General features: G+C 62.2%; 14 protein-coding genes. 8 read left to right on the top strand and 6 right to left on the bottom strand.

What is annotated here, in order from left to right; all coding sequences use genetic code 11:
* The 6 genes from JYP46_RS00230 to JYP46_RS00255 all read left to right on the top strand — a co-directional run.
* Nucleotides 1-4825: VWA domain-containing protein (locus JYP46_RS00230; RefSeq protein WP_206546889.1), on the top strand; the 4825-nt coding region annotated here is incomplete at its 5' end.
* Nucleotides 4826-4947: 122 nt separating this feature from the next.
* Nucleotides 4948-5304 carry a hypothetical protein gene (locus JYP46_RS00235; protein ID WP_113152804.1) on the top strand — a complete coding sequence of 119 codons (357 nt, stop codon included), beginning with the start codon at nt 4948-4950 and terminating at the stop codon, nt 5302-5304.
* 139 nt (nt 5305-5443) lie between these two features.
* A complete protein-coding gene (locus JYP46_RS00240; RefSeq protein WP_222473781.1) occupies nt 5444-6565 on the top strand; it encodes an ABC transporter substrate-binding protein in 1122 nt (373 codons plus the stop codon).
* Between the two features lie 498 nt (nt 6566-7063).
* Nucleotides 7064-7543 carry a (2Fe-2S)-binding protein gene (locus JYP46_RS00245; RefSeq protein ID WP_113154102.1) on the top strand — a complete coding sequence of 160 codons (480 nt, stop codon included), beginning with the start codon at nt 7064-7066 and terminating at the stop codon, nt 7541-7543.
* Nucleotides 7544-7555: 12 nt separating this feature from the next.
* On the top strand, nt 7556-9919 hold the full coding sequence (locus JYP46_RS00250; protein ID WP_206546890.1) for a xanthine dehydrogenase family protein molybdopterin-binding subunit: 2364 nt from the start codon (nt 7556-7558) through the stop codon (nt 9917-9919).
* A gap of 11 nt (nt 9920-9930) precedes the next feature.
* On the top strand, nt 9931-10722 hold the full coding sequence (locus JYP46_RS00255; RefSeq protein WP_206546891.1) for an FAD binding domain-containing protein: 792 nt from the start codon (nt 9931-9933) through the stop codon (nt 10720-10722).
* Between the two features lie 86 nt (nt 10723-10808).
* Here JYP46_RS00255 and JYP46_RS00260 read toward each other — a convergent pair whose 3' ends face one another.
* The 5 genes from JYP46_RS00260 to JYP46_RS00280 all read right to left on the bottom strand — a co-directional run bounded on the left by JYP46_RS00260 (nt 10809) and on the right by JYP46_RS00280 (nt 15831).
* Entirely contained in the window at nt 10809-11999 is a 1191-nt protein-coding gene (locus JYP46_RS00260; RefSeq protein ID WP_206546892.1) for a M20 metallopeptidase family protein, read from the bottom strand.
* A gap of 224 nt (nt 12000-12223) precedes the next feature.
* Nucleotides 12224-13174: a TRAP transporter substrate-binding protein gene (locus JYP46_RS00265; RefSeq protein WP_206546893.1), complete on the bottom strand. Its 951-nt coding sequence runs from the start codon at nt 13172-13174 to the stop codon at nt 12224-12226.
* Nucleotides 13171-14001, bottom strand: coding sequence for a creatininase family protein (locus tag JYP46_RS00270; protein ID WP_206546894.1), 831 nt, complete (start codon nt 13999-14001; stop codon nt 13171-13173). Before JYP46_RS00270 ends, JYP46_RS00265 begins: the two co-directional genes overlap by 4 nt.
* Before the next feature lie 30 nt (nt 14002-14031).
* Nucleotides 14032-15309, bottom strand: coding sequence for a TRAP transporter large permease (locus tag JYP46_RS00275; RefSeq protein ID WP_206546895.1), 1278 nt, complete (start codon nt 15307-15309; stop codon nt 14032-14034).
* 15 nt (nt 15310-15324) lie between these two features.
* The gene (locus JYP46_RS00280; RefSeq protein ID WP_206546896.1) at nt 15325-15831 is read right to left on the bottom strand and encodes a TRAP transporter small permease; all 507 of its coding nucleotides are present in this window, start codon (nt 15829-15831) and stop codon (nt 15325-15327) included.
* 109 nt (nt 15832-15940) lie between these two features.
* Here JYP46_RS00280 and JYP46_RS00285 point away from each other — a divergent pair, with 109 nt between their 5' ends.
* On the top strand, nt 15941-16852 hold the full coding sequence (locus JYP46_RS00285; protein WP_206546897.1) for a LysR family transcriptional regulator: 912 nt from the start codon (nt 15941-15943) through the stop codon (nt 16850-16852).
* Nucleotides 16853-16858: 6 nt separating this feature from the next.
* Here the strand turns inward: JYP46_RS00285 and JYP46_RS00290 are convergent, their stop codons facing one another.
* Nucleotides 16859-18079, bottom strand: a complete 1221-nt coding sequence (locus JYP46_RS00290) for a GGDEF domain-containing protein (RefSeq protein ID WP_244974821.1) — start codon at nt 18077-18079, stop codon at nt 16859-16861.
* A 289-nt stretch (nt 18080-18368) separates the two neighbouring features.
* Here JYP46_RS00290 and JYP46_RS00295 point away from each other — a divergent pair, with 289 nt between their 5' ends.
* Nucleotides 18369-19121, top strand: coding sequence for a sulfite exporter TauE/SafE family protein (locus JYP46_RS00295; RefSeq protein ID WP_113154105.1), 753 nt, complete (start codon nt 18369-18371; stop codon nt 19119-19121).
* Nucleotides 19122-19127 lie beyond the last annotated feature (6 nt).

A 19127-nucleotide genomic window follows, 5' to 3' on the forward strand; every position in this document is an offset into this window, starting at 1 on the left:
CTTCACGCAGACTGCAGCCTATCCGCATGCGCCGGGGACGGCGACGGATCAGGGCAGCGTGGCGGTGACGATCGAAGACAGCGACGGCTCGACGGCTGTTGCGACGATCACGCTGAACATCGGCGACGATGTGCCCACGGCCTCGAATGATGCGAATGGCGCGAGCGAAGACGGTGGGTCTGTCAACGGCAATGTTCTGGACAATGACGATCTCGGGGCCGACCACGGAACGGTGGGCACGGACGGCCGTGTCGACGGCGTTGTTGCCGGGGCAGGCGGCGGTGTGACGACGGGTGGCACGAATCTGGGCGGCATTGCCGGGGCGTATGGCCAGCTTGTTCTGAACGCTGACGGCACCTACAGCTACACGCCGACGGCGGGGATGTCGGTGCCGGCGGGCTCGACGGATGTGTTCACCTACACGGTGATCGACGCCGATGGCGACACGGCGACGGCGGAACTGACCATCACCTTCTCGGGTGACAATTTTCACGCCACTGCGGGCAATGCGACGGCTCTTGTTGATGAAGATGATCTTGCGACGGGCAACAACGATGCTGCCGCTGGCGACGATGCGCCGTCGGCACAGCCAGGTGTCCTACCGCATAATTACGGCCCGGACGGGGCTGGCTCGATCAAGCTTGTATCGGGTTCCGAGACGGTCAATGGGGTATCGTACACCTACACGGTGAATGCGGACGGAACGGTTCTGACGGCCAATGACGGGACGCAGGACGTGTTCCGGGTGACGCTGACCGACGCAGAGGCTGGCACCTATACGGTCGAGCTTCTGGCGCGTGTCGAGCACGACAATGCCAATGGCTCTCCTGGCTTTGAGGACAATCTGGACTTCACGCTGGGGTATGAGGTCTATGACGCCGACGATGCCACGGGAACGCCCGGCACGCTGACGCTGACCATCGATGATGACATTCCGGTCGCGGTTGATCCTGAACAAGCCGTTCTCAGCAATTCCGCGGGCGCGCCGCAGGAGTTCGATCTGGACGTCGATGGCATGGTCACCGACAATTACGGCGCCGATGGCGCAGGTACGGTGCGCTTTACCGTGACGGACGGGCAGGACAGCGGCCTCACTTCAGGCGGCCAGCCGGTCACCTACCACCTGTCTGCCGGCGGAACGGTTCTGACCGCCAAGGTCGGCGGGGCAGGGGGCACGACGGTCTTCACGGTCACGCTTGATCCTGCAGACGGTACCTACACGGTGGATATGGATCGTCCGGTCGATGCCTTCACCCAGGTCGACTTCGATCCGGGCATCTATGATTTCGTCGGCGGCAACGATCCGTGGGCCGGTTTCGTGCCCAATGGACAGGACGGGAATTCGCCTGGCGGCTCGCCGGTGGACGACAATTCCCGTGACCTGCTGTTGACGCCGATCGGCGCTAGCGGCTCCTCGATCAACGGCAATGCCGCTTCGGCGGGTGTCGGCGGCGGTTCCGGTGGCCAGAACATCGGTGCCGGTGAAGGCATCCGTCTGGACTTTGTTCAGGATCTCACGGGCGACCCAGCCGGCTCGCCGGCGGATTATCAGGGCAATCCCGCCCAGCAGGATCATCTGTTCGATGGCCACTACACGGTGAATGGCGCCGCCGTTACCTTCGGAGATGGCTCGACAGACACCACCATCCAACTGAGCGCTTTCGATGACCCGGACGGCAACACCACGGTTGGAGACGGAACCGGCGACGATATCACGAGCATCGTGATCGCCTATGACGGTGAAAACCAGGTCATCACCTATGATCCGCTGGACACTTACCCGACCACGGTCACGGTTGGCAGCCCGGGCGGTCTTGCCGACCGAAGCTACACCGTCGATTTCGTCATGGTGGGCGGCGCCCGCGTGGCGCAGGTCACGGGCGTGCTGGACACGCAGGTCACAATCACCAGCTTCACGGCGGATGGCTATAACAGCCTCGAAGTGCTCTATATCTCGGGTGACGATTTCGCCATGACCGGGTTCGGCACCTCCGTGGTGAGCACGGATCCGGTGGACTTCACTCTGCCCATCGAGATCGTTGATGGAGATGGCGATACGGCTCCTGCCGAGATCGACCTCACGCTGCAGCCCGACGCAGCCCCCACGATCAGCGCGTTCACCGCCGAGGTCAACGAGGCCGGTCTTGCAGGCGGCTCTGAAGAGGGCACGGCAAGCACGGTGGATACGGGCGCGCTCAGCATTGCGCTCGCATCGGGCGACACGCTGGACACGCTCGAGGTGAGCGACGCCAATGGCAACTGGGTCGATGTCACGGGCGGCGGCACGGTGCAGGGCAAGTTCGGCCTGCTGACGGTCACGGCGAATGGCAGTGGCGGTTACTCCAGCTCCTACCAGCTCAACCAGAACTCGCTCGACCACAATGTGCGGCCCGGCAAGGGCACGCCCGAAGGTGTGGCGGAACGTTTCAATGTTCGTGCAAAGGACAATGATGGCGACTATTCGGCCGTCGATACGCTGAAGGTCAATGTGCTCGACGATGCACCGGAGGCCGTTGCTGACCATGCAAGCCTGACGCTCGGGACCGAAAACTTCAACATCGCTTTCGTTCTCGATTTCAGCGGCAGTGTCAGCAACAGCGAACTGGATGCGATGCTAGACGCGGTCAAGGCGGCCGGTCAGGCCTTCTTCGATGGAACCTCGGGCAATGTGCAGATCGAGCTGGTCGCCTTCTCATCCAGCGCCAGTGCTGCAGGGCCGTTCACCGACTATGCGTCCTTCGCAGCGCAGATCGATGACTGGAACCCGACGGAAGGCGGCTCCCGCCCCTATAATGGCGGCACCGACTTCACGGCGGCCATTGAAGAAACCATGGATGCCTACACGCCCCTTTCGGATCACAACAATCAGGTCTTCTTCCTGAGCGATGGCAATCCGAACGAGCAGATTGGCGCTGGAGGACATTCGCTCTACGGCAGCACGCAGACGGCCTGGAACAACTTCGTCCAGAACAATGACGTGACCGTGCAGACGGTCGGCATCGGCAACAACATCGATGTCGAACAGCTTCAGGATGTCGACGAGGCCGACGGCAGCGATGTGGTGGTGTCGGTTTCGAATTTCGATGGTCTGGTCACCGCATTGCTCGATCTCACCAATCAGGTGGATGTCTCCGGCAATGTCCTGCTCGGCAACGACAATGCCGTGGGCGGTGGTGACGACGACATCCTCGGCGCAGACGATGGTCGCATTCTCTCCATCACGGTGGATGGCGTCACTTACACCTATCAGGAAGGCCCGGATAAGATCTTCAACGATGGCGGCCAGCCGGCAATCAGCGGGTCGAGCCTTGTCGTGGACGGTTCGCTTGGCGGCGAACTCTCGTTCAACTTCGAGACCGGCGCGTGGAGTTATCAGGCCGATGGTGACACAACGCCCGGCACCGAGAGCTTCGACTATGTTCTGGTCGACAATGACGGCGACACCAGCGGCGCGTCGCTGACAATCGACATCCTGCCGCCTCCGGGCGCAACGGATGACGTGGTGCTGACAAACATCACCGATTACTCGGCGATCGATATCCCGACGGCAGCGCTGCTGCACAATGACCCGGCTCCGGCTCCGACGAGCCCGCTCAGTGTCGACGGGGCGAGCAATCCGCAAAATGGCGGTGTAAGCCTGGCCGGCGATGTCACCTTCACGCCGTCCAGCACGCCGGTGGAGTTCGTTGATGAGGACTTCAGCAGCGGTGAAGGCTCATTCGTCTACCGCGATGCTTATTATCCGGGCACGGGTTCGGAAGCCCGTGGTTTCCAAACCTCGTCTGGACCTGCCGGTGGTGGTGCGCTGAAGATCGAGCTTGGCGATGGTGGTGGTGATGACCGTGAAAACATGAATGGTGCCTTCACGCGAACATTCAATCTGGCTTCCGCAGCGACCGTGACAATCACATTCGATTATTACGCGATGCTGACTGACGATACGGATGTCGGCGAAGATGTTCGCGTTCTGGCCGGCATTGATGGCGAGGCATTTGGCGCCGGCGGTGTCGTTGATGAACTTCTAGGCGATCCCAGCAACTCTGGCGGCGATGCCGTGACTGGCTGGAAAACCTTTACCACCACAATTGATCTGTCTGCCGGTGAGCACACTCTGGCGCTGGGCGGTCTGATGACGGAGAAAACGAGAAGCGGTGAATTCGCGGACGTTTACTTTGATAATGTCAGCGTTGAGTACACCCCGACTCCTTCCTTCTCCAGCGGCGGGTTCGATTACTCGGTCTCCGATGGCAGTGGCTTCACTGATGACGCCCATGTCAGCGTTACCGGCGTCTCGGGCAGCACCATCACCGGAACGGATGCGGACGAAGTTCTCGTCGGCAATGACAGCGGTTCGACACTGCTCGGCATGGGCGGCGACGATTCACTCGTCGGTGGCGATGCAGCCGATCTTCTGGATGGCGGCGAAGGTGACGATCTCCTCATCGGCGGCGACGGCGCAGACGTGCTGATCGGCGGCGAAGGGCAGAACACCTACGATCTCACCGATACCGACGGCGCCATCGATACGGTGGTGCTCGATCCTTCCGCGCTCACCGGCATGAACCCGGACGAGATCATCGGCTTCAGCTCCGAGGACGTCGTGGACCTCACCGAACTGGTTTCGCTCTCGACCACGTCCGGTGAAAATGTCGGTGATTTCGTCCGGCTCAACCCCGGCGACGGTAAGGAACTGCAGGTGGATGCGGACGGAACCGCCGGCGGCGACGACTGGGTGACAGTCGCCACCTTCGACGTGCCGCAGACCCCGGCTTCCATCAAGATCCTCTACGACGATGATGGCAGTGACACTTCGGGCACAGTCTGAGTGAAATGACACGACATGCGGCCGCCATTGCGCGGCCGCATGTTTGATAAACCGCCGGGAACCGTGTAATTTCCCGGCCAGGGAACACAACACACCACAGGCGGCAACGCCACGGGGGACTTATGAAGAAGCTTACTTTGGGGCTTGCTGTCGTTGTCGGGACCATTCTGGCCGGCGGGGCGCAATCTGCCGATCTCTCCACCGGCGATTATTGCCCGGTGGCCGGGAATGCCAAACTTCTCACCATCGAAAACAATGCCACCCTCACCAATGAGGTCGTCCGCCTCATGGATGAGGCCGTCGCCGTTGCCGACAGCCCGCAATGGATCAACTCGGGTCGCCCCGCCTTCGTCTGGGCCTCCGAGGCCAAGGTCGCCTGCGGCAAGGCCTATGGCTATCTCCAGTCCGCCTATCGGGATGAGGACTATCTGAACAAGTGCGAGTGTTTCCACTCGCGCATGGTTCGGTACATGTATTGATTTGCCGTAGATCCGGGTGCCTGGTGTCCCGATGAGAGTGTCTTCCGAGCCGTTGCTGCGCCCTGAAGCAATTTCAGGAAAAGTGGAAACCGGTTTTCCGTCCGGAATTGCTCAAAAGCGCTCTGGTGATCGCGCGTTTTTGCTCGCGCGTCTGACGCGGCCACTTGCGGTCTGCGCCATGCTGGCTCTCGCCGCCTGCCAGTCATCCGGCGTCGAAGACACGCTCAACGTCGAAGACAGCAAGGTTGCATCCTCCGCAGCCGGGCTCGAGACCATCGGCTCCGGGCCCGTGACAATCGGCATGGTCACCGGGCTTGCAGGCACCGCGCGCGCCTCCGAACGCGATTACCGCGATGGCGCGAAGCTCGCCGCGCAGCAGCTTGGCGGAGATGCGGTCACGCTCGCCATCTACAACGCACAAGCCAATGCCTCAGGCACGAAAACCGCGGTTGATGCGCTCGTCGAACGCGGCGCGAAGATCATCATCGGCCCGGCGCAGGCCGGTCTTCTGAACGCCGTTCCATCGGGCGGCAATCCGCCTGTGGTGGCGTTCGTCACCAATGGCGCTCAGCGCAAGAACGGCGTCTTCGCCTTCCTGTCCGACGCGGTTGACAGCAGCATCGAGGCTGCGGCCTACGCCATTGGCGCGGGCCGCAAGAAGATCGTGATCGTTCACGCTGCGGATGCAGATCAAGCCAGTCTTGCGCGCCTGCGTTCCGGTATCTCTGCCAAAGGCGGCACGGTCATCGCAGACATTCCGGTCTCGGCAAACTCCACGAGCGAGCTTGCATCCAGAGCCGCGCAGCTTCAGGGGGCGCAGGCCATCGTTCTTGCCCCCGGCCTGCGTTCGCCGGCAGCCACGCTGGCGGGGCTTCGCGCCACCGGCGCATTGCCGGCCAGCGCGCTCATCCTCGCCACGCCCGACTTTCCGCCCGGTCCCGCAGGCGCAGGCGTTCTCATGTGCCGTGTCGACCAGCTGGCCGTCGGCGAGATTACCGAGCGCTTCCGCACCGAATTCGGCAGGGCCATGTCGCGGGATGCGGCCTATGGTTTCGATGCCGCAGCCCTCGCCATCGGCATCGCCCGCGCCAGAGGGGCTGCCGGGCTGACAAGCGGCACGCTCACCTCGCGCTCCGGTTTCCGGGGCGTGCTTGGCTCGTTCCGCTTCTCGTCATCGGGCGCGGTCGAGCGCAACTGCTCCATCTACCGGGTGGAGGGCAATGCCTTCAAAATGCATGATCCTGCGCCCAACGGCTTCTGATCTTGGCCTTTTCTTGCCCTATACCAAAGGGGTCTTGGCATTCGAGTAAAACGCCGCTTAAATGATTTCCGGGAGTGAACTGGAAAATGCATTCGGTCGCGTTGCGCGGCCACAATCGGGCGCGGGAGGCCTCGTTTGGCGAATTGCATTGCTGGCGCGGTTTCAGGGAAGATGGAGGAAAATCTCCCCTCTGGACCTGCCACAAATCAAGATGAGTGGGCGTTTCCCCGTTTCCATGAAGCGGTGAGGGCAGCCGCTATGCGCATGCATGCCGCATCTTTGCTGTGCGCCCGGCACAGCCACAGAAGCGTTCAGCACATTTCATCCGGTTTTCCGGCGTCGTCCCGGCGCTTCATGCCGAAGCAGACCGCCGGACGCGCCAATGGCGCCAATGAATTGTCCTGCCATCTCATTGATCCATGTGAAGGAGCAGGACGGATCGTAACCTAGGATTCCGGTCCGCAGGCGCGGGCGCGGCCCAAGGCAAGGGAGGAATATATGACCGAAGTCTCGATGACGGTGAACGGCAAGGCGGCGCGCGCCTCTGTGCCGGACAATACGCTTTTGGTGGATTTCCTGCGCGAGCATCTGCGTCTCACGGGCACGCATGTGGGCTGCGACACCAGCCAGTGCGGCGCCTGTGTCGTTCATGTCAACGGGCGCGCGGTGAAGAGCTGCACCACGCTCGCTGCGTCGGCCGAAGGGGCCGAGGTCACCACCATTGAGGGGCTGGCCAATGGCGAGCTTCATCCCATGCAGGCGGCTTTCAAGGAAAATCACGGTCTGCAGTGCGGCTTCTGCACGCCCGGCATGATCATGTCGGCAACCGACATGGTTGCCCGCTATCAGGCCGCCGGCAAGGAGCTGACCGAAGAGGCGATCCGCCACGAGCTGGAAGGCAATATCTGCCGCTGCACCGGCTATCACAACATCGTCCGGGCCATTCAGGATGGCGCGGCGAAGATGGCCGCAGGCTGAGGGAGGATAGACATGACGGAACAAGGCATTGGCGCGCGCGTCCTGCGCAAGGAAGACAAGCGCTTCATCACCGGCAAGGGCCGTTACACCGACGATATCCGCAATGAGCGGCAGGCCTATGCAGCCTTCGTGCGCAGCCCCCACGCCCACGCGAAGGTCACCGGCATCGACAGTGCCGAGGCGGAGAAGATGGACGGCGTGATCGCGGTCCTCAACGGCAAGCAGCTCACCGGTGACGGCATCGGCAATCTCATCTGCGGCTGGGCCGTCAATTCCAAGGATGGCAGCCCCATGAACATGGGCGCCTGGTCGGCGCTCGCCACCGACAAGGTGCGCTATGTGGGCGATGCGGTTGTCCTCGTGGTGGCCGAAACGCAGGCGGCCGCCCGTGCGGCGGCGGAAGCGGTGGTCGTTGATTACGAGGAGCTGCCGGCAGTCGTCCACGCGGTCGATGCGCTGAAGGACGGCGCGCCGCAGGTGCATGAGAATGCGCCCGGCAATTTGATCTTCGACTGGGGCATCGGCGAGGAGGCAGCGGTCGACAAGGCGCTTTCGGGCGCAGCCCACGTTACCGAGCTTGAGATCGTCAACAACCGCCTGTCGCCCAATCCGATGGAGCCGCGCTCGGCCATCGCCACCTATGACGAGGCGGAGGATCACTACACGCTTTACACGACCAGCCAGAACCCGCATGTGGCGCGGCTGGTGCTGTCGGCCTTCTATCAGGTTGCGCCGGAGCACAAGCTCCGGGTCATCGCGCCGGATGTGGGCGGCGGCTTCGGCTCCAAGATCTACATCTATCCCGAAGAGATCGCCTGCCTCTGGGCGTCCATGAAAACGAAGCGCTCGGTCAAATGGACGTCGAGCCGCTCCGAGGCGTTTCTGACGGATGCGCATGGCCGCGACCATGTCTCCACCGCGCGCATCGGCTTTGACGAGAACAACCGCATTGTCGGCCTCAAGGTCGATACGGTCGCCAATCTCGGCGCTTACATGTCGCTGTTCTCCTCGGCGGTGCCGACCTATCTCTACGCGACGCTGCTTTCGGGCCAGTACGACATCGCCAACATCTACTGCAATGTGCGCACGGTCTACACCAACACCGCGCCGGTGGACGCCTATCGCGGCGCTGGCCGCCCGGAGGCGTGCTTCCTCGTGGAGCGGATCATGGAAACGGCGGCGCGGGAGCTGGGCGTCGATCCGTCAGAGCTGCGGCGCGCCAATTTCATCAAGGCGTTCCCGCACCAGACGCCCGTCATCATGACCTATGATGCGGGCGACTTCGCCGCCAATCTCGATCAGGCGCTGGAGGCTGCGGATTACAAGGGCTTCCCCGCCCGTCGCGAAGAAGCGGCCAAGCGCGGAAAGCTGCGCGGCATCGGCCTCGCCTCCTATATCGAGGCCTGCGGCATTGCCCCTTCGGCAGCCGTCGGCTCGCTGGGTGCGGGCGTCGGCCTTTGGGAAAGTGCGGAAGTGCGGGTCAATCCCGTGGGCACGATCGAGGTTCTCACCGGCAGCCACAGCCACGGGCAGGGGCATGAGACCACTTTTGCCCAGGTGGTGGCCGAGCGTTTCGGCCTGCCCATAGAGAACATCCAGATCGTCCATGGCGACACCGACAAGGTGCAGTTCGGCATGGGTACCTATGGTTCGCGATCCGGCCCGGTCGGCCTCTCGGCCATCGTCAAGGCGCTCGACAAGGTCGAAGCCAAGGTCAAGAAGATCGCCGCCCATGTGCTGGAAGTTTCCGAAGACGATCTGGTCGTTGAGAATGGCGAGGTGAAGGTCGCCGGCACCGACCGCGCCATGGCCTGGCACGAGGTTGGCCTTGCCGCCTACACCGCGCACAATCTGCCCGCCGGCATGGAGCCGGGGCTCAAGGAGGGCGCGTTCTACGATCCGGAAAACTTCACCTTCCCGGCAGGAACCTATGTCTGCGAGGTGGAAGTCGACCCGGAAACCGGCGAGACGAAAATCATCCAGTTCGTCGCGTCCGATGATTTCGGCACCATCATCAACCCGATGATCGTGGAAGGCCAGGTGCATGGCGGCATCGCCCAGGGCGTTGGCCAGGCCATGCTTGAAACCGTGGTCTACGACGAAGAAGGCCAGCTCCTTTCGGCCAGCTACATGGACTACACCATGCCGCGCGCCGACAATGTGCCGAGCTTCGTCATCCATCATCATTCCACCAAGAGCCCGTCCAACCCGCTCGGCATGAAGGGCTGCGGCGAGGCGGGGGCCATCGGCACGCCGCCGGCGGTCATCAACGCCATCACCGATGCAATCGGCAACAACGATCTCCAGATGCCGGCCACGCCGCCGCGCGTGTGGGCGGCGTTGCAGGCTGCCTCAACCAAGATCGCTGCAGAATAGGGAGGCCTGCCATGTATGACGTAACCTATCACCGCGCCACCAGTGTCGACGATGCCGTCGCCAGGCTTTCCGCAGCCTCCGAAGGGCAGCTTCTTGCCGGCGGGCAGACCCTGCTCCCCACCATGAAGCATCGGCTGGCGGCTCCTTCAGACCTGATCGACCTGCGCGGCATTGCCGATCTCGTGGGCGTCCGCGTGTCCGGTCGCAGCGTCACCATCGGCGCGATGACCACGCATGCGGCCGTCGCCGGGAATGCTGAGCTCGCAAAGGTCTGCCCGGCCATCGTCAAGCTCGCCGGCGGCATCGGCGATCCTGCGGTGCGCCATCAGGGCACGATTGGCGGCTCCATCGCCAACAATGATCCTGCGGCGGACTATCCGGCAGGCCTCATGGCGCTTGGCGCGACGATCCACACCAACCGGCGCGAGATCGCTGCGGATGATTTCTTCACCGGGCTGTTCTCCACCGCGCTCGATGAGGGCGAGATCGTCACGGCGGTCAGCTTCGACGCGCCGGAAACCTGCGGCTACGCGAAATTCCCGAACCCGGCCTCGCGCTATGCGATGACGGGCGTCTTCGTCGCGAAAGGCGGTGACGGCGTGGTGCGTGTGGCGGTCACCGGTGCAGGGTCGGATGGCGTCTTCCGCCATGAGGGGCTCGAGCAGGCTCTTTCGAAAGACTGGTCTTCTGCCGCCGTGGATGGCGTGTCCGTCTCCGCCGATGGCCTCATGTCCGACATCCATTGCGATGCCGCCTATCGCGCCAATCTCATCAAGGCCATGGCCAAACGCGCGCTCGCCTGACCGGGTTCACGAGATGCAAAAAAGGCCGGGCGTCTCGCGCCCGGCCTTTTTCTTTGCCTGCAGATGCCGGCAACGCCGGCAGCCGGTCAGTCCTTCATCAGGTCGATGGCCGCTGCCGCGATGGCCTTCACCGCTGTCGGAATGCAGGCCTCGTCCAGATCGAAATCGCTGCGATGAAGCATCGTGTTGCGGTCCTTCAGGCGCGAGCCGATGCGCAGATGCGCGCTTGGCACGCGGGTGGAAAACTCCGCGTAATCCTCGCTGCCCATGGACCCCTGCGGCAGCTCAACGATCCTGTCATCTCCCAGCATGCCACGCGCGCTTTCAAGCACGGGATGCAGAATGTCGGGATCGTTTACCACCGGCGGTACGCCCGTCAGGAAGGTCGGTTCGCAGGTCACCCGGTGTGTGAGCGCAATGCCCGCACATACCCGCTCGATGGCTGCTTTCACGGCTTCCCGCACGGCCGGGTTCTGGCTGCGCGTGGTGCCTTCCAGCGTCACGCTGTCGGGAATCTGGTTGCGCGCCGATCCACCCTTGATCGAGCCGATGGTCACCACGGCTGCTTCCAGCGGCGCGATCTCGCGGGCGACGATGGTCTGGAGGGAAGACACGAGATTGCCAGCCGCCACGATCGGGTCCACCGCCAGATGTGGATGCGCGCCATGGCCCGACTGACCGGTGATCGTGATGTCGAACGGATCGGTGGAGGCGAACGCCGTCTTCGGATGATAGCCAATCGTGCCGCCATCAATCAGCGGCCAGTTGTGATAGCCAAGCATGATGTCCGGCTTGACCCATTCGAACAGGCCGTCTTCCAGCATGGCGCGCGCCCCGCCCAGTCCCTCTTCTGCGGGCTGGAAAATCATCAGCGCGCGGCCCGGCAGAACGTCGGAAAGACGCGCCAGAACCTGGCTCACGCCAAGCGCGATGGCGGTGTGGGCGTCATGGCCGCAGGCATGCATCTTGCCGGGATTGCGCGATTTATATTCCGGCGAGGCGGTCTCCTCGATGGGCAGGGCGTCCATATCGCCGCGTATGCCAATGGTCTTGCCATTGCCCTGGCCGATGGTCGCGGCAACGCCGGTCTTGCCGAAGCCCGAACGATGGGCAACATCCATCCGGGTCAGCTCCTGCATCACCAGAGCCGATGTTTCATATTCCTCGAAGCCCAGCTCCGGGTTGGCGTGGAGCTGCCGACGGATTTCGATCAGGCGCGGGGTAATCTCGGCGGTGATCTCGTCGATGCGCTCGCGCAGGTTCTGGGTGTCGCTCATGGCGTTGCTTGAATCCTGAAATTGAAAAAATGGGTGGCGCGGTCACAAGGGTATCGGGCCGAAAAGCGGAAACCGTTTTCGGCCCGATGCTCCATCAAAAGACTTGCTCGTCCTTTGTGCGTTCCTATGGACGCAGGGAAGCAGGCAGACAGACCGGTTCACCGTTTCCGGTAAACGATGAACCGGCCAAAGCCGCACCAGACAATGTATCTGCCGGGTTCGAACTACTCTTTGCCGATCTCGACGATCTGCTTGTAGACCTCTTCACCCCAGACGCCCTTGCCCAGATTGTCACGCACGGACTGCGTGGCTTCCATGAAGGGCGCGGTGTCCGGGTGGGTCACGGTCACACCAGCCGCTTCCATCTCGGCGATGTACTTCTTGGTCTGGTCGGGCATCAGTTCGTTCACCTTGGCCGTCGAAGCGTCATTGGCCTTCTGCAGAAGCGCCTGATCTTCCTCGGACAGTCCCTTCCAGAACTGGTCGCTGATAACGACATAAGCGGGTTTGTTGATGTAATCGACCATCGCCACACCCTTCTGAACTTCATAGAACTTCTGGGCGTAGATGGTTTCGACCGGGTTTTCCTGACCGTCGACAATGCCGGTCTGGAGCGCGGTGTAAACTTCCGCGAAGGCCATGGGCGTCGGGTTCGCGCCCAGCGCGCGCAGCGATTCCACATAGTAGTCCCGCTCGGGCGCACGCAGCTTCAGACCGCTCAGATCGTCCATCGAGTTGATGACCACATTGGCGCTGATCTGGCGCGGGCTGCGCGGCATGAAGCCGAGCATGCGCACCTGGCGCTCTGCGGTCAGCCGCTCGTTCCACTCCTTGCCGAAGTCCGTGTCGAGCACCTTCTTGTAGTTGTCGATGCCGTTCATCAGATAGGGCAGGGCAAGATACTCGATCTCCTTGAGGCCCGGGTCGCCGCTGGCGAGCATCTGGGTGGAGCCGAGCGCCATCTGCGCGTAAACCTCACGCGGCGTGCCGAGCTGGTCGCCGGGGAAGATCGTGACGGTGTGGTCGGAGCCTTCCTCCACCACGCGCTTGAATTCCATCGCGCCTTCATACTGCGCTTCGCCGGGCTGCGCCCAGAGCGCGTAGCGGATTTCATCGGCCTGTGCGCTGGCGGTCGCCAGAAGCACGGCGCTGAGTGCAAGTGCCTTCATCTTCATTTTGCAAGTTCCCCTTTGGCTTTCGGTTTTGTGGATGATGGAACAGAGCGCATGTGCTCGACAAAGTCGGAGCAGAACGCGATGAGGTGCTCGACGAAGCGCGCGCCCTTGTCGGCAGAGGATTTGCGCGCGTCCCCTCCGGCAATGCCGTTGGAGCAGTGATCGTCGACATTGACCGGCAGTGCGATTTCCGTTCCCTGGAAACGCACGCCGGAAAGACCGGCGGTCGGCAGATCGAGCATCTTGCCGAACGCGGCATCGATCTCCACGGCGTCCATTCGCGTCAGATCCGGGAAGAGGTGCAGATAGACCGAGGTGATCGGATCTCCGCCATGGGCGAACGCCTTCTTGCCGAAGTCGCCATGAAGTTCCTTCCACAGATCGTCGGGAATGGAGCGCCACAGATTGATGCTTGGCACCAGCACGTCATGATCGCGGCGCACCGAGCGGATCACCTGGTCGATCAGGGGCGCATTGCCGCTGTGCCCGTTCAGGATCACAAGCCTGGTCAGGCCATGGTCGAGAAAATTGTCGAGCATGTCGCGCAGCGTGGCGCGGAAGGCGTCGGCCGAAAGCGCGATGCCGCCCGGCACGGAGCGGAAATACTCCGCATAGCCGAAAGGCATGGTCGGGGCGGCAATCGCCCCGGTCTTCTCGGCCACGAGGCTGGCGATTTCGCGGGTGAGCATGAAATCGCCCATGGGCACCATCGGGCCCTGAATTTCCTGCGAGCCGAGCGGAATGAGGATCACCGGATCCTCGCTCATGCGCTCCTGGAATTCCAGAAAGGTCATGTCCTCCAGAAGGTGGTTCTTCACGGTACTCATTTATGCATGGACTCCAAAGTCATTGAACGCTCAGTTCCCGAACACGAGGTTGGGAAGGAAAAGGCTGATCTCGGGGAACAGGACCAGCAGCACCACCGCCGTGAACAGCGGGATGTAGAAGGGCAGCATCGCCTTCACCATCTGGCCGTGCGATATCTTGGCTATGTCCTGCGCGATGAACATCAGCACGCCCACCGGTGGGGTCGCGCCGCCGATGATCAGGCTGAAGACCAGCAAAACGCCAAAGTGCACCGGATCGATGCCGAACTGCAGGATCACCGGAACGAGGATCGGCGTCAGCACGATCTCGGCCGAAGAGGCAACCATCAGAAGCCCGACGCCCAGAAGCATCGCCACGATCACGAAGAGCGCGATGACCGGGTTTTCCGAGATGGAGGAAATGCCGTTTGCAATGGCCATCGGCACCTGCTCGCGCACCATGATCCACGAAAACGCAGACGCAACGGCGATGATGGAGAGGATGCGGGCCGAGCCCAGCGCCGTGTTCTGGATCGCGCCCCAGATGTCGGCGAGTTTTACATTGCGGTAGAAGAGGCTGAGCAGCAGGCCGTAGAGCACGGCCACGGCCGCCGCCTCGGTCGGCGAGAAGATGCCGAACAGAATGCCAGCCACGATGATGACCGGGAACATGATGGCCGGGCCGCCGCCCTTGATGGCGGTGGCCAGTTCCGGCATCGTCGCCCGTTCATAGCGCGGAAAATTGCGTTTGCGCGCATAGAAATAGGTGAACAGCATCTGCGTGCCGATGATCACGAAGCCCGGCAGAATGCCTGCCAGAAGCAGGCGGCCGATGGAGACATTGGCCAGCGTGCCATAGATCACCAGTGCAACGCTCGGCGGGATCATCGGTCCCACCATGGAAGACGCCACGGTCACGGCTGCCGAGAAGGGGCCTGGATAGCCTTCCTTCTTCATTGCCGGAATAAGCACCGAGCCCAGTGCGGTCGTGTCTGCGGTGGGCGAGCCCGACATGCCGGAGAAGATCAGGCTGGCGAAGATGTTCACCTGCGCCAGACCGCCATGGATATGCCCCACCAGCGCCTTTGCCAGAGCGATGATGCGGTCGGTCAGCTTGCACGCATTCATCAATTCGCCGGCCAGGAAGAAGAACGGGATGGCCAGGATCAGGAAGGAATTGATCGATGCCGTCATGCGCTGGGTCAGCAGCGCCAGATTGATGTCGGCAAAGAAGAAATACACCATGGACGATGCGCCGATGGCGAAGACCAGCGGCAAACCCATGAATAGAAGGACCAGAAGCAGTCCGATAATAGCAATTGTCAGCATTGATTGGTCCGCAGATCACATGGGGTCTTCATGGCCATAGGCCGGGTCGGTCTGGCGGTGCATGGGCCGCACGTAGACGATGCGTCCGATGATCGCGAGGATCATCAGGGCCGCACCAACGGTCGCTGCGAGCCGCACCACGCCTGCCGGAAGCGGCAGGGCCGAGAGGTCCTGCATGTTCTCCAGGATCACCAGCTTGACGCTGGTCCAGCCGAGAATGGCCAGAAAGCCGATGGAAATTCCGGCGTTGATGTAGCGCACCACATTGCGCGCCTTCTGCGGAAGCATCAGGAAGAAGACATCAACGTTCAGATGGCGGCCGTCCCAGCAGACGGCGGCCGCGCCGATAAAGGCGATCCAGACGATGAGAAGCTTTGCCAGCTCCTCACTCCAGACAAGCGGTGCGTTGAAGAAGTAACGCAGAATGATCTGCAGCAGCGTCACACCCACAACCACGATGAGCATGAGGCCAACAGCGATCCGCAGCGGTCGTGCGAGATCGATCGGCTTTTGGTCGTTCACGAAGTCTCTCCCAAACAAATTCGAACTACGGAAGCATGTGCCAATATTGCTTGTCCAATATATTTATGAAGGCTATTTTTCTGTTTTGAATATGAATTACGGAGGAGCAATGCAGTCACTGGGAGCCATTGAGTTCCGGCATCTGCGCTATTTCATGCGGGTCGCGCAGGAGCTGCATTTCGGCCGCGCTGCGGAGATGCTCGGCGTCTCCCAGGCGCCGCTCAGCCAGCAGATTCGTCAGTTGGAAGAACGGCTTGGCGTTCGTCTGTTCGACCGAACGACACGCAGCGTCACGCTCACGCCGGCCGGTCGCGTGCTGTTTGAAAAGACCCAGCAGATCTTCGTTTCGCTGGAAGAGGGGTTCCGTGAAACCCAGGCGGCCGGCGGGCTTTCGGCAGGGCGGTTGCGCATTTCCACCGTGTATGTCGGGCTCTACACCTTTATGTCGAATGCGATGCGTGAGTTCAGCCAGCGCAATCCGGCCGTTCAGATCGACATGCAGATCCACACCACCGAGGAGCAGCTGGCGCTCCTCAAAGAGCGCAAGATCGACGTGGCCTTCGTGCGCCCGCCCCGCACCATGTCCGGCATCACCTATCGCGAAGTGTATCGGGAGGGGTTCGTCGCGGTGCTGCCGGCAGACTCGCCCCTTGCCGCGAAGGAAGACCTCGAGGTCGAAGACCTGAGTGAGGAAAACTTCATCACCTATTCATCGATCGTCGGTGTCAGCTATCAGGATGTGGTCCTGCAATATTGCCGCAAAGCCGGCTTCGCACCGAAAGTGGTTCAGGAGGTCAGCCACACGATGACGGTCGTCGTGATGGCATCCGCCGGCATTGGCGTCGGCATCGTGCCGTCCTGGGTGGTAATGACGCCGACGACAGGGGTGGTCTACCGCGAGCTTCCAAAGCTGCCCAAGGCGGTTTCGCTGGTGGTGGCCTGGCGCGAGGACAGCATAAACCCGTTCGTGCGCGATTTCGTCAAATGCACGCTATCGGCTGTGGGCGACATTGGCGCGTGAGTGCGTTCAGACGCCCGGTGCCTGATCGGCTGGCTTTGCCGCCGGGGTTGCGTCCGTGTGCGGCGCGGCTTCGGAAACCTCCCGCGCAACGGTGCGGTCGCGTCCGTCGTTTTTGGCCTCATACAGATAGCCATCGGCCCGCTTGAACAGCGTGCCAAGCGTGTCCTGCGGAGCCTTCTCCGCCACGCCGAAGCTTGCGGAAAGGTCGATGCCCTTCTGCGTCAGCGGAAAGTCGTCGGCTGCAAGGTTCCGGCGCAGGCGTTCGGCCATGTCGCGTGCGCCGGCGAGGTCGGTGTTGGGCAGGAGCAGCGCGAATTCCTCGCCGCCGATCCGACCCACAATGTCGGTGGAACGCGCCGTATCGAGAAGCATGGTGCCGAAGACCTTCAGCGCCGCATCACCGGCACTGTGGCCATGGGTGTCGTTCAGGAGCTTGAAGTGGTCGAGATCGCACACGATGAGCGACATGGCTGCTCTGCGCCGCGAATTCACAAGCCTGTTGGCGCGTTCCTCGAAACCCCGGCGGTTCAGAATGCCCGTCAGCCCGTCACGGTCGCGATCGCGCCGCAGGTCTTCCATCATGTCGGTCAGAATGGTGGCGAGCACGGCCAGCGCCAGCATGGCCCCCAGCACCGAGAGCGAGAGCTGGAGCGTCTGCCAGAACAGTGATCCATCCGGCGCAATGCCGTCATGCGCTATCGCGGGGCCGGTGGTGAAAAGCGTGCGCGGAAAGAAGTGAATGGCGAAGACCAGCAGCACCCAGAAGAGCACCCGGTCCGCAGCACCTGCGCCCTTTGCCGGCCGCAGGCGCAGGGCGTTGACGAGAAGTATGGCGCCATAGCCGAAATTCTGCACATAGATGCGCATCAGCAGGCTTGGCTCGACATAGGAGAAATACCAGAGCGGCGCCATGATGGCGATCATCAGAGCGATGCCGGCTAACAGGCTGAGCCGTTTGCCGGCGCGTCGTAACATGCCGTCGCTCGCCAGCAACACGGCCAGCGTATAGAAAAAGCCGGAAAACAGCACATTCGGACCAGGCCCCGCCGGCCATTCCAGAAGCTGCAAGGTCATGCCCACGCTCAGGAAGGCGCAGGCGGCTGCAAGAATGGCGGAATTCAGCTGCCGCCGGTCCACGAGCCACACCCAGACGAAGCCGAGGGCGAAAAGGAGCATGATCGCAGGACCGACAAAGCCGGTCATGTTGATCGCAGGGGTGTTCTCCATCATGCTTTCCAGGCGTGTCGCGAAAGGGTTTCGCAGGGGCGAAACGTTCGAAGTCTCCAGAGAACTTCCCTAATGTCACATTCATAACAAAGCCTGAAGGCCTTCTTTTCATACTATCCCACGTTGTTTCCGTGCGCGCGCACCCGTCTGTGCCAATGCTCCGCCGGCGCAGGCCATTGGCCCTTTTCGCGCGGATCGGATAAGTGGCTCTGGATCGCCGTGGTTCATTCGGATCCGCCGCGATCCAGGCGGTTGATGCAAGTCCGGTTTTTCAGAGCGTGGGGGACGCATGGAAGAGTATCTGATCCTGGCGGTCGCGGCGTTCTTTGCCGGCACGCTCAACACGGTCGCAGGCGGCGGCACGTTTCTCACCTTCCCGGCGCTGGTCTATACGGGCGTGCCCGTCGTTGCGGCAAACGCGACAAGCGCAGTCGCCGTGTTTCCCGGCTATCTGGGCGGCGCGCTGGGCTTCCGTTCGGAGCTCGCGGCTTTCGACCGGTCCAGGCTTCTGCGCATTGCCGGCCTCACGGCCATTGGCGGGCTGATCGGCTCGCTCCTGCTGCTGGTGTCTTCCAACGAAGCGTTCTCGTTGGTGGTGCCTTTCCTGCTGGCAGCCGCCACGCTCATCTTCGCCTTCGGCGCCCGCATTCAAAGCTGGGCGCGCCGCCACGGTTCGGGCGGTGGCGAGGCAGGTGAGGGGCGGATCAGCACCCTCGTCGTCTCCATCTATGGCGGCTATTTCAATGGCGGTCTGGGCATTGTCCTGCTCGCCCTGTTTTCGCTCTGGGGCATGCGTGACCTCAACACGATGAACGGTCTGAAGAACGGGTTGTCCTTCATCCTCTCGGCCATCTCGGTCGCCACTTTCGCGCTTGCCGGGATCGTTGCATGGCCGCAGGCGCTGGTGATGATGGCAGCCGCCACCATTGGCGGCTATGCGGGTGCGCCGCTGGCCCGCGCGCTGCCGCCTGCCGTGGTGCGCGCGGTGGTCATTCTGGTCGGCACGGTGATGAGCCTGGTCTTCTTCGTCAGGCTCTTTTAAGCCGAC

It is taken from the genome of Nitratireductor aquimarinus, from assembly GCF_017255295.1.
Lineage (GTDB): Bacteria > Pseudomonadota > Alphaproteobacteria > Rhizobiales > Rhizobiaceae > Nitratireductor > Nitratireductor aquimarinus.